Raw genomic sequence first — 11619 nt, forward strand, 5'->3', positions numbered from 1 at the left:
TTACGCACTCCCAGGTGGTGGTGCATGGGCGGGTGATCGCTTCGCAGCGGCCACCTCAACCATCAGTTTTACCATCATCGGCCGCGGCATCCCTGGCAGGATCAAACTGACGATCTGTTTTCCGCCATGGGCCCGGCTTCGATCACCCCTGAGCAGCTCGAGGCCTTCGACGAGGTCGGCATTGCTGAGCTTGCCCGGCGCCTCGAGGAAGACGACTACCCCACGCCCTTCGCGGGCCTGGGGGACTGGCACCTGTTGCGGGCCCTGGCGATCCATCGACCTGAGCTGGTCAAGCCCTACGTCCACCTGGTGGATCAGGAGCCCTTCGACGAGGAATGAGCGGCTCGACAGTCGCTCCGTCTGCGTTTGTCCGCTCCACTCCCTTGCCGGCCCCCTTCCCCCTCCCCGCCGTGGCTGCGCTTCCCGGGTTTGACCCGCTGGAGGGTCGCCGGATCCTGGTGCTGATCAGCGGCAGCATCGCCGCTGTGAAACTGCCGCTCCTGGTGAGCGCCCTCGCCAAGCGGGGCGCCCTGGTGCGTTGCGTCTTGACCCCCAGCGCGGCTCAGCTGGTCAGTCCTGTGGCCCTGGCCAGTCTCAGCCGGCACCCCTGCCTGCTCGAGGCCGATGCCTGGAGCAGGCAGGCGTCACGGCCTCTGCATGTGGAGCTGGCCGAATGGGCGGAGCTGGTGCTGTTGGCTCCCCTGAGCGCCTCCAGCCTGGCCCGCTGGGTGCATGGCCTGGGCGACACCCTGCTCTCCTGCGTTCTGCTGGCCTGCGAGGCGCCGGTGGTGGCTGCTGCGGCCATGAACACGGCGATGTGGGGCTCTCCGGCGGTGCGGCGCAACTGGGAGATGTTGCAGGGGTTCGAGCGGGTGTTGCCTCTGGGCCCCGCCGCCGGATTGCTCGCCTGTGACCGGGTGGGTGACGGGCGCATGGCCGAACCCGCCCAACTGCTGCTGGCGCTCGAATCGCTGGCCCTGCACGGGTGGCGGCGGGACTGGCACGGCCGCCAGCTGCTGGTGACCGCCGGCCCCACCCGGGAGTTTCTCGACCCGGCCCGCTGCCTCACCAATCCCAGCACCGGCCGGATGGGGGTACTGCTGGCCCAGGCGGCCCGTCTGCGGGGGGCGGCTGTGACCCTGCTGCATGGTCCGCTGGCGCTGGATCCGCAGCTGCTCGATGGTCTCAGCTGCCATGCCATCACCACTGCCGCCGAGCTGGAGCACGAACTGGAGGCTCGCCAGGTTGGCCACGACGCCATCGTCATGGCTGCCGCCGTGGCCGATCACCGCCGCGCCAAGCCCCTGGCGAACAAGCCGGCCAAGCATGAGCTGGAGGCGCTTCTCCAGGGCGGCTGGGAACCGGTGCCTGATCTGCTGGCGGGCCTGGTGAGGCGCCGCCAGGAGCTGCGGCCCGATGGCCAGCCGATTCTCGGCTTTGCAGCCCACTCCGGCGATGTGCTGCCCCAGGCCCGCGCAAAGTTCGCCCGGAAAGGGTGTGAGTTGCTCTTCGCCAATCCCATTGATCAGGCTGGTGCCGGTTTCGGCTCAGTCACCAATCAGGGCTGGCTGCTGGGCCCGGGCGAGGCCGTCACACCGATCGGACCCGCCGGCAAGCTGGCGGTCGCCCATCGGCTGCTGGATGCCCTGGCTGTGTTGCTCCCACAGCGGCCGTTCAAGCCGCCAGGGGATGCTCCTCCTCAGGACGATCCTGTTGCAGCAGATCCATGAAGGTGCGCAGCTGCAGGCGGGGGATGTAGGGCCAGCCGCCGGTCTCCTCCATGCGCTTCAGAACACCGAACAGCCTGTTGCGATCGGCCGGCAGGCTGCCGCGGAAGGGACCATCCTGAATCGAGCGATGGGTCTGCTCCAGCTGGCGCAGCAGATCCAGCAGGGACTCGGGGTCGTTGCGCAGCTCTGCGGCCATGGTTTCGAGAGCAGCCAGCTGGGTGCGGAGGTGGTCCTGCTGCTGGCTCGTGAGACTCATGCGGTGACGCTTCTTGTCAAAGGGGACGGCTCCCCCCATACAGGTTGTTGAGAGCCTTGTGATGCTACCGGGAATGCGGGTTTGCCACCGGTAAGATCCGCCTCGGCGCTTCCTGTTCTCCTCTCTCCCGCCTTCCATCCTCCGCCCCTGCGGCTTCTCCCGATGCGTTTCCGTCCCCTGCTGGCCCTCGTGCTGGCCCTGTGCCTGACCCTGGTGACCGCGTGCAGCGGTGGGGCCAAGGCTGTTGATCGGGCCAACCTCACCTACGACGACATCCACAACACGGGTCTCGCCAACAATTGCCCCACCCTGCCGGATTCGGCCCGCGGCTCGATCAGCCTTGATGCCGGCACGAAGTACCAGCTGCGCGAAATCTGCCTGCACCCCAATGAGGTCTTCGTCAAAGGAGAACCGGCTAACAAGCGTCAGGAAGCGCAGTTCGTGGCCGGCAGAATCCTGACCCGCTACACCTCCAGCCTGGATCAGGTCTACGGCGACCTCTCCGTGGACGGCGACCAACTCACCTTCAAGGAACTCGGCGGGATCGACTTCCAGCCGATCACCGTTCTGATGCCAGGGGGCGAGGAAGTGCCCTTCATGTTCTCGAGCAAGGAGCTGGTGGCCCAGGCCGATGGCGCCGCCATCAGCACCAGCACCGACTTCACCGGTAGCTACCGCGCCCCGAGCTACCGCACCAGCAACTTCCTCGATCCCAAGGGCCGCGGCCTGACCACCGGCTACAGCAGTGCTATGGGTCTGGTGCCCGTGGGCGACGACGAGGAGCTGGTGAAGGAGAACGTGAAGCGCTATATCGACGGCACCGGCACCATGGAGTTTTCCATCACCAAGGTGGATCCCTCCAGTGGTGAATTCGCCGGTGTGTTCACGGCCGTTCAGCCCTCCGACACCGACATGGGTGGTAAGCAGGCCGTGGATGTGAAGATCAGCGGCGAGCTTTACGGCCGCCTTGAGCAGGTCTGATCCCCTGACCGGCTGATTGAAGTGCGTAGGGGCCTTCGAGGCCCCTTTTTCATGGCCACCCCCGGAGCCGCTTCGGGCTGGTCTGGGAGAATCGTCCCAACGTTTTTTGGGATCTCCATGTCGGTTGCCGAGTCCGCGACTCCCGCTGCCCAGGGTCTGATCGGCCCGCATGGCGGCAGCCTGGTGGATCTGATGGTGCCGGCGGCCGAGCGAGAGGCGCTCAAGGCGGGCGTGGATCGGGTGGTGGAGTGCAGCGACCGCAACGCCTGTGACGTGGAACTGCTGGTGGTTGGGGGCTTCTCGCCGCTGCGCGGCTTCATGCACCAGGAGGATTACGACGCAGTGGTCGAGACGCACCGCACCACCAGCGGTCTGCTGTTCGGTCTGCCGATCGTGTTCGACACCAGCGATGCCTCGATCGCCGTGGGCGATCGGCTGCTGCTCACCTACCGAGGCCAGGATCTGGCGGTGCTCACGGTCGAAAGCCGCTGGGAGCCGGACAAGGTCAAGGAGGCCAAGGGCTGCTACGGCACCACCTCTTTGGAGCACCCGGCGGTGCGGATGATCGCCACCGAGCGCGGCCGCTACTACCTGGGTGGACGGGTGCAGGGGCTGGAGCTGCCGACCCGCGTCTTCCCCTGCAAGACGCCGGCTGAGGTGCGCGCCACCCTGCCGCCGGGGGAAGACGTGGTGGCGTTCCAGTGCCGCAACCCCATCCACCGGGCCCACTACGAACTGTTCACGCGGGCCCTGGACGCCACCAACGTCAGCAGGGGCGGCGTGGTGCTGGTGCACCCCACCTGCGGCCCCACCCAGGACGACGACATCTCCGGTGCCGTGCGGTTCCAGACCTACGAGCGGCTGGCGGCGGAGGTGAACAACCCCCGGATCCGCTGGGCCTATCTGCCGTACTCGATGCACATGGCCGGCCCGCGGGAGGCTCTGCAGCACATGATCATCCGCAAGAACTACGGCTGCACCCACTTCATCATCGGCCGCGACATGGCCGGCTGCAAGTCATCCCTGAGTGGTGACGATTTCTACGGTCCCTACCAGGCTCAGGATTTCGCCCGCGACAATGCCTCTGAACTGGGGATGGAGACCGTGCCGTCGCTCAACCTCGTCTACACGGAGGAGGAGGGCTACGTGACCGCCGAGCACGCTGAGGCTCGCGGCCTGCACGTGAGGAAGCTCAGCGGCACTCAGTTCCGCCAGATGCTGCGCGGCGGCGAGGAGATCCCCGAGTGGTTCGCTTTCCGGAGCGTGGTCGACGTGCTGCGGGCGGCGGCCGGCTGAGCGTCAGGCCCAGGCTCCCAAAGGAGCCCCCAACCGCCCGATCCTGAGGGCGGTTAACATTCCTTTACTTCCTTGAGCGGAGAGTCGAGTGGCGAAGAAGGGTTGGCGCAATGCGGGGCTTTACGTCCTGTTGGCCGTGGTGGTGATTGCGGTGGGCACCGCCTTCCTGGATCGTCCCGATCCGGCCAATGCGCCCCGCACGCTCCGCTACAGCGATTTCGTCGAGGCGGTTCAGGGCAACGAGGTCTCGCGCGTGCTGATCTCCCCTGATCGGGGCACCGCCCAGGTGGTCGAGAACGACGGCCGCCGCGCCGTGGTCAACCTCGCTCCTGACAAGGATCTGCTGAAGCTGCTCACCGATCACGATGTGGACATCGCCGTGCAGCCCAGCCGCGAGCCGGCGGCCTGGCAGCAGGCCGTGGGCAGCCTGATCTTCCCGCTGCTGCTGCTCGGTGGTCTGTTCTTCCTGCTGCGCCGCGCCCAGGGCGGTGGCGGTAACCCGGCGATGAGCTTCGGCAAGAGCAAGGCGCGGGTGCAGATGGAGCCCCAGACCCAGGTCACCTTCGGTGATGTTGCCGGCATTGAAGGGGCCAAGCTCGAGCTCACCGAGGTGGTCGACTTCCTCAAGAATCCGGACCGCTTCACGGCCGTTGGCGCCAAGATTCCCAAAGGCGTGCTGCTGGTGGGCCCTCCTGGCACCGGCAAGACCCTGCTGGCCAAAGCCGTTGCCGGCGAGGCCGGCGTGCCCTTCTTCTCGATTTCCGGTTCGGAATTCGTGGAGATGTTCGTGGGCGTCGGCGCCAGCCGCGTGCGCGACCTGTTCGAGCAGGCCAAGAAGAATGCCCCCTGCATCGTGTTCATCGACGAGATCGATGCGGTGGGTCGTCAGCGCGGCGCCGGCCTTGGTGGTGGCAACGACGAACGGGAGCAGACCCTCAATCAGCTGCTCACCGAGATGGATGGCTTTGAGGGCAACACCGGCATCATCATCGTCGCGGCCACGAACCGTCCGGATGTGCTGGATCAGGCGCTGATGCGTCCCGGTCGTTTCGATCGCCAGGTGGTGGTGGACCGGCCCGATTACTCCGGCCGCCTCCAGATCCTTGAGGTGCACGCCCGCGGCAAGACCCTGGCCAAGGATGTAGACCTCGACAAGGTCGCCCGCCGCACCCCCGGTTTCACCGGGGCTGACCTGGCCAACCTGCTCAATGAGGCGGCGATCCTGGCGGCCCGTCACCAGCTCACTGAGATCTCCATGGATGAGGTGAACGATGCCATCGAGCGGGTGATGGCTGGTCCGGAGAAGAAGGATCGGGTGATGAGTGAGAAGCGCAAGCGCCTGGTGGCGTATCACGAAGCCGGCCATGCCCTGGTGGGCGCGTTGATGCCGGATTACGACCCGGTGCAGAAGATTTCGATCATTCCCCGCGGCAACGCTGGCGGCCTCACCTTCTTCACCCCCAGCGAAGAACGTATGGAGTCTGGCCTCTATTCCCGCGCCTATCTCCAGAACCAGATGGCCGTTGCCCTGGGCGGCCGTGTCGCTGAGGAGATCGTCTACGGCGAAGATGAGGTGACCACCGGCGCTTCCAACGACCTGCAGCAGGTGGCTCGGGTGGCCCGCCAGATGGTGACCCGTTTCGGCATGAGCGATCGGCTCGGCCCTGTGGCCTTGGGCCGTAGTCAGGGGGGCATGTTCCTTGGCCGCGATATTGCTGCCGAGCGCGATTTCTCCGAAGACACCGCTGCTGCGATCGATGAGGAGGTGAGCGAGCTGGTAGCTGAGGCCTACAAACGAGCTAACGAGGTGTTGAGCTCCAACCGCCCAGTCCTTGATGAACTGGCCGAAATGCTGGTGGAGAAGGAGACTGTGGACGCCGAGGATCTGCAGGAGTTGCTGGTGCGCCGCGATGTGCGTGTGGCCGAATACGTGTGACCGATCTGTTGATCCGGTGCGCTTGACCGGCACCGGCATCGGTGGATCAGTCTCGCTGTGATTCTCCTTTGAGGCCCTCCGCTGCAGTTGCCGCTGATCCGGCCGGCTTGATTCCCAGCTTGCGGAGGCAGCCGCTGCTGCTGGTTCTACGCCCCCAAGCCCCGCTTGATGCCGCTCCGCTTCTGGAGCGGCTGCTCGAGCTGGGCCTGCGTCATGTTGAACTGGCGTTCCAGGAGTCTCCTCACTGGCGCCCCCAATGCCGCGAGTTGATCGCTGCCTTTCCAGGTCTGAGGTTTGGGGCGGCCTCGGTCTGCACGGTCGAAGCCCTGGCTGATTGCTCAGCGGCGGGCTTTTCCTACGTGGTGTCGCCGATCCTGGATGGCGAGCTGGTGCAGCAGGCGGCTGCGGCCGGCATCACCCTGGTTCCTGGCGTGATGAGCCCCACCGAAGTGCATCAGGCCCGGTTGCTCGGGTCTCCGCTGGTGAAGCTCTTTCCGGCGCACGCACTGGGACGCGCCTACTGGTCAGGCCTGCGAGCGCCGCTCGGCTCCCTGCCGTTCTGCATCGCTGCAGGCGGCCTGTCCCCTGCGGATGTGATCCCCTGGCTGCGCAGCGGCGTCGATGCGGTGGCCCTGGGCTCGTCGCTCAGCCTGGTGGATCGTTCAGACGACTTGCCTTGCCCGGGGGAGGAGGCTGACGCAGCCGTCGACCCTCTGGAGCCCTTGCGGCTCCTGCTCGTCGAGCTCGGCCGCATCGGGCCGGCATCAGAAGCGGCGACGGCAGCAGATTGAACCGCGACTGACTGATCTCAACCTGCACCCTGGTGGCGCTGCAGCGTTCACCAGAGGCTGCACTGGCCCTGCTGGCGCAGCAGGTGGTCGGCCAGCACCAGGGCCACCATGGCCTCCACCATCGGCACCGCCCGCGGCAGGACGCAGGGGTCGTGGCGCCCCTTGGCCGCCAGGGTGGTGGCGGCGCCGCTGGCGTCGATCGTCTGTTGTTCCTTGCGGATTGTGGCGGTGGGCTTGAAGGCCACCCGCAGCACGATGTCCTCACCGTTGCTGATGCCGCCCTGGATGCCACCGGAGTTGTTGGTGGCCGTGTGGAGGCGACCGTCGTCGCTGGGCAGGAAGGCGTCGTTGTGCTCGCTCCCCCTGAGCAGGGTGCCACCGAAGCCGGAGCCGATCTCGAAACCCTTGGTGGCGGGCAGCGACATCACCGCCTTGGCCAGGTCGGCTTCGAGCTTGTCGAACACCGGCATGCCCAGCCCCAGCGGCGCCTGGCGCACCACGCACTCGATCACGCCGCCACAGGAATCCCCGTCGCGCCCGATCGCTTCAATCCGCTCGATCATGCGCGCGGCGCTTTCGCCATCGGGGCAGCGCACGATGTTGGATTCCACGGCCTCAAGGGTCACCGTCGCTGGATCGATGGCCGCCTCGATCGTGTGGATCCGCTTCACCCAGGCCAGCACCTCGGTGCCATGGCAGTGGGCCAGCAGTTGCTTGGCAATGGCGCCGGCGGCCACCCGGCCGATGGTTTCCCGCGCCGAGGCCCGGCCACCGCCACTGCGGGCCTGGATGCCGTATTTGGCCTGGTAGGTGGCATCGGCGTGGGACGGCCGAAAGGCCACCGCCATCTCCTTGTAGTCGCCGGGGCGCTGATCCTTGTTGCGCACCATCATGGCGATGGGGGTGCCCAGGGTCACACCGTCCAGCAGGCCGCTGAGGATCTCGACCCGGTCATCCTCCTTGCGGGGTGTGGTGATGCGGCTCTGCCCCGGTTTGCGCCGGTCCAGTTCGGCTTGGATGGCCTCCAGATCGAGCGGCAGCCGCGGCGGGCAGCCGTCGACAATCACCCCGACGCCGCCGCCGTGGGATTCACCGAAGGTGCTGATGCGAAACAGGGTGCCGAAGCTGCTGCCCATGGCGGCGTCACGTTGACGCGAGCGTAGGGGACGCTCCTGCCGCCGCAGCGAAGACGACGGGGCACCTGGCTTCAGGCCGCTTGGGTTCAGTCTTCGCTCTTGGGCAAGGTGCTGGCATTGCCGTTGCGGATGGCGTGATAGCCGGGCGAGAGGATCTCCACTTCGGCGGCCGCGAAGCAATCCTGCAGTGCTGCCAGCACATCGGAGAGGGTGCGTCGGTAGAGATCCACATCTTTGACAAAGGCGGTGAGCTCATAGCTGATATGGAAGTCGTTGAGCGCGGTCTGCAGCACGAACGGTTCGATTTCCTCTGAAATTCCCGGTGCACTCCTGGCGGCCGACAACATCAGTTCGTGCACTTTCCGCCACGGCACGTCGTATCCGATGGTGATGGTGGTGGACAGGGCAACAGGAGTGCTGAGTTCGCGGCGGGAAAAGCTGTAGTTGGTCACGGAGGCGGCAATCACCGCGGCATTGGGAATGCTCACCAGCTCATTGCGTGGTGTGCGAATCCGGGTCACCAGCAGGTCCCGTTCCTGCACCAGCCCCACCACACCTTCAATCATCACCCGGTCTCCCTCGGTGAAGGCGCGGGTGTAGATCAGCATCAGCCCGCTGATGATGTTGGAGGCGATGGCGCTGGAGCCGAGGGCCGCCAGCACACCCACGAACAGGCCCGCACCCTGGAAGGCCTTGGTGCTGGTGCCGGGGATGTAGGGATAGGCGATCACCAGCCCGCCCACCAGGATCAGCACGGCCGCGATCCGGCCCGTCGGCCGCGCCCATTCGGGGTAAAACCAGGCGAAGCGCAGCTGGCCCCGCTCCAGGGCGTTGAAGCAGAAGGTGCTGAACCGCATCACGCTGATGGTGAGGGCCAGGATCAAGGCGATGGTCAGTAAATCGGGAATGGAATTCACCACCCCCGCGAACACGGCACTGATCACGCTGAGCAGTTGGGCCCGCAGCCCTTCGGCCATCGCACTGGTGGGCGGGAACAGGCCGAGCAGCAGAGGAATCAGCAGGTAGCTGATCAGCAGCAGCAGGCTCCAGTGGGTGATGCGCAGGGTCAGGCTCAGAATCCGTGTGACCTGGGCTGCACTGAGAAGAGCATTGGCGCCGATCTGGAATCGACCCAGCTGGATTTCATGCAGTTGGGAGATGCTCTGCTGTAGGCGTCGATGCAATGCCGATTGCCAGCGGAGCCAGAGCACGTAAATCCCCAGCACCAGCAGAGCCAGTGCCGTGCCACGCAACCAGCTGGAGAGACTGTTGTTGCTGCGGTAAGAGCTGATGGCGCCCCGGATCTGATCGCGGTAGCGGGTCGCCAAGGCCTCGCGGGTGAGGTCAAAACACTGAGCAACGCGATCATCGATGGCCAGAAGGCGGACGAAGACATCCGGCTTGTCCCCCTTGATCCCGATCTGTGTATAGGGATCGTCTTGCAAGAGTTCGATCTGTTTGGGCTGAATCGTGTTGTCTTGCGCCACCCGCAGCAGCGCCGCGCTGCCCCGGCGGACAACCTCATTAAGGTCCTGCGCTCCGATCGCTGAGCGCATCTGCAGCACCTGGCGGCCTTCCAGCGTGATCCAGGCAGGTTCTGCACTGCACCATGGTCTGGCTTCCGCCGTCGAAGCCGCTCTCGTGCTGGCGGTGACGAGACCCTCAAGCCCCCCCCACACGAGCAATCCAACCAGGAGTCCTGCTACCAGGGCAAGGAGCCTGGCTGGCCCTGGCCGGCGACGCGTCGAGCGGGATGGAGCTGGTGGATGCAGCAGCCTTCGCCACTGCCGAAGTGGATGACGCAGCCAAGACCTGGCCATGGTCGGTTCTGGGGGGGGGAGTGTGTTGGCCCCGGGTCCAACAGGTTTAGGGGAGTGGCGGGCACAGGGACCTGCTTGTTACGAAGGGGCAACAGCTGGAATGTGGATCTGGCCCGTGCGGAAGAGGGATACTTGATCGGGAGCTTCTTTATCAGCCTGTAAGATCATTTGCCTGGCTATTCGTTCGAGTTTTCGCTTGAGCTGAGCCATCTCCCATTCATTTCTGCCCAATGCAGCCTGATGTCTCTTCCCGCGCCGATCGCCTGGCTTGGCGCCGCGGCGTGAGGCAGGTGATGGATCCTTTGGGCTGGTGTTGTGTGGGGGCGGGCCTGATCGCTGCCGGAGCGCCCGGGTGGAGCGAATCTGTGCAGGACCTCCAGGTGGAGGCGGCTCCCGCAGTAGGGGATCCCGCTGTAAAGACTCCCGCTGCCGAGGCTCCAGCGCCGATGGCTGGAGACGTGCAGGTCGAGGCGGATCAGCGGGCATGGGCGAGCACGGTTGAATTGTATGGATTTCTGCCGATTCGCCTGACCGGCACCACAACGATCCGGGGATTTTCGGCCGACACGGATCTAGATCTTGGCGACGTGCTCTCACGCCTCCAATGGGCCACGTCTTTGCGTGGCAGCGTGGAATCTGGCCGCATCGGTCTGCTGACGGATCTCAGTTATGCCCGGGTGGGAGATCAGCCAACGCGCACCACCAGTCGCGGGCGTTTCACCGGCAATGGATCGCTCACGGCCGTTCAGGGGATGTATGACCTGGCCCTCCGCTATCGCTTCGGAGCGCCGGAATCCGCGGTCGGCAAGCCGGGGCAGTTCAGCGTGATCCCCTACGCCGGGATTCGGCTGCTCCAGGCCAGGCTGGATGCCTCGGCTCAGGTCCGGGGCAATGGCGATCGTGGGCTGCGTGTGGAACGGGAGGGCAGCTTCGGTCGAACCTGGGTGCAACCCCTGGTGGGGACCCAGGCGACCGTGTTTCTCTCGCCGAAGTTGCGTGCTTTCGCCCGCGCTGACGTGGGCGGCTGGGGATTGTCCGGTGCCCGGAATCTTTCCGGGAATGCCCAGGTGGGGCTTGGGTATGCGGTGGGCAACAACACGGATCTCAATCTCTCCTGGCGGTATCTGGGCATCGAGTACAAAAATGGTTTGTCAGATCGACCCAGTGGATACACCAGTTATCAGAATGGTGTCGAGCTGGGCCTGAAGTTCTTCTTCTGACCAGGCTGATGGCTGGCTCGCGACTAGGAGTTTGTCGCCCAAAACCAGCAGCGCCAGCGAGTACAAGCACTTGCTGAACCAACGGTCTTGGTTACCGGCATCTCAATGCCGGTGATTCCGGCCAATCGTCGGCTGCAGCAGGCAGCCAGAGGGGCTGTCCCCTCAAGCTGCCAGTGCTGCTTTGAACCTGAACAACTTGTTGATGTTGTGGGTCAGGCACCAGAGCGCCCATTCACCGTTCACGTTGTCCAGGCCGCGCAGCAGAAAGCGGCGCAGCCCGCGGCATTCCTTGGTCTGACCAAAGACGGGCTCCACGATCGTCTTGTGCCTGGCGTAGATCTCGCGTCCTTTCTTGCAGCGCAGCTTGCGGTTCATCCGGCCCTTGGCATCCAGATTTTGGGGGATGGGGCCACGGGTTGGTGCTGGAGGCTGGCCGTGCTTCTCCCTGCCGGT

11 protein-coding genes are annotated in these 11619 nt (G+C 65.4%); 7 read left to right on the forward strand and 4 right to left on the reverse strand.

Annotation, left to right across the window (positions count from 1 at the left end):
• The first annotated feature begins 126 nt into the window (after positions 1 to 126).
• The gene (locus tag VB777_RS05080) at positions 127 to 339 is read left to right on the forward strand and encodes a DUF2555 domain-containing protein (RefSeq protein WP_197157194.1); all 213 of its coding nucleotides are present in this window, start codon (positions 127 to 129) and stop codon (positions 337 to 339) included.
• 71 nt (positions 340 to 410) lie between these two features.
• Positions 411 to 1730 (forward strand): bifunctional phosphopantothenoylcysteine decarboxylase/phosphopantothenate--cysteine ligase CoaBC, encoded by a 1320-nt coding sequence (gene coaBC, locus VB777_RS05085; RefSeq protein ID WP_323247473.1) that lies wholly within the window; start codon positions 411 to 413, stop codon positions 1728 to 1730.
• On the opposite strand, the gene VB777_RS05090 is transcribed toward coaBC, so the two are convergent.
• The gene (locus tag VB777_RS05090; RefSeq protein ID WP_197171675.1) at positions 1675 to 1986 is read right to left on the reverse strand and encodes a hypothetical protein; all 312 of its coding nucleotides are present in this window, start codon (positions 1984 to 1986) and stop codon (positions 1675 to 1677) included. The two genes, coaBC and VB777_RS05090, sit on opposite strands and share 56 nt — an antisense overlap.
• Positions 1987 to 2148: 162 nt before the next feature.
• Between VB777_RS05090 and VB777_RS05095 the strand changes: the two genes are divergently transcribed.
• The 4 genes from VB777_RS05095 (at position 2149) to VB777_RS05110 (ending at position 6990) form a co-directional block, all read left to right on the forward strand.
• The gene (locus VB777_RS05095) at positions 2149 to 2967 is read left to right on the forward strand and encodes a photosystem II manganese-stabilizing polypeptide (RefSeq protein ID WP_323247475.1); all 819 of its coding nucleotides are present in this window, start codon (positions 2149 to 2151) and stop codon (positions 2965 to 2967) included.
• A gap of 117 nt (positions 2968 to 3084) precedes the next feature.
• The gene (gene sat / locus VB777_RS05100; protein ID WP_323247477.1) at positions 3085 to 4263 is read left to right on the forward strand and encodes a sulfate adenylyltransferase; all 1179 of its coding nucleotides are present in this window, start codon (positions 3085 to 3087) and stop codon (positions 4261 to 4263) included.
• 88 nt (positions 4264 to 4351) lie between these two features.
• Positions 4352 to 6199, forward strand: a complete 1848-nt coding sequence (gene ftsH3 / locus VB777_RS05105; protein WP_197157185.1) for an ATP-dependent zinc metalloprotease FtsH3 — start codon at positions 4352 to 4354, stop codon at positions 6197 to 6199.
• A 107-nt stretch (positions 6200 to 6306) separates the two neighbouring features.
• Positions 6307 to 6990 carry a bifunctional 4-hydroxy-2-oxoglutarate aldolase/2-dehydro-3-deoxy-phosphogluconate aldolase gene (locus tag VB777_RS05110; protein ID WP_323247479.1) on the forward strand — a complete coding sequence of 228 codons (684 nt, stop codon included), beginning with the start codon at positions 6307 to 6309 and terminating at the stop codon, positions 6988 to 6990.
• Positions 6991 to 7037: 47 nt separating this feature from the next.
• Here the strand turns inward: VB777_RS05110 and aroC are convergent, their stop codons facing one another.
• The gene (aroC, locus tag VB777_RS05115) at positions 7038 to 8126 is read right to left on the reverse strand and encodes a chorismate synthase (protein ID WP_322757727.1); all 1089 of its coding nucleotides are present in this window, start codon (positions 8124 to 8126) and stop codon (positions 7038 to 7040) included.
• A gap of 86 nt (positions 8127 to 8212) precedes the next feature.
• The gene (locus VB777_RS05120; RefSeq protein ID WP_322757726.1) at positions 8213 to 9682 is read right to left on the reverse strand and encodes a mechanosensitive ion channel family protein; all 1470 of its coding nucleotides are present in this window, start codon (positions 9680 to 9682) and stop codon (positions 8213 to 8215) included.
• Between the two features lie 494 nt (positions 9683 to 10176).
• Here VB777_RS05120 and VB777_RS05125 point away from each other — a divergent pair, with 494 nt between their 5' ends.
• On the forward strand, positions 10177 to 11166 hold the full coding sequence (locus VB777_RS05125) for a hypothetical protein (protein WP_323247481.1): 990 nt from the start codon (positions 10177 to 10179) through the stop codon (positions 11164 to 11166).
• 162 nt (positions 11167 to 11328) lie between these two features.
• Here the strand turns inward: VB777_RS05125 and VB777_RS05130 are convergent.
• Positions 11329 to 11619, reverse strand: a 291-nt coding sequence (locus VB777_RS05130; RefSeq protein WP_323247483.1) for a transposase, incomplete at its 5' end; no start/stop codon positions are given.

The organism is Synechococcus sp. CCY9202 (assembly GCF_034931685.1).
In the GTDB taxonomy this organism is placed as follows: Bacteria; Cyanobacteriota; Cyanobacteriia; order PCC-6307; family Cyanobiaceae; genus CBW1002.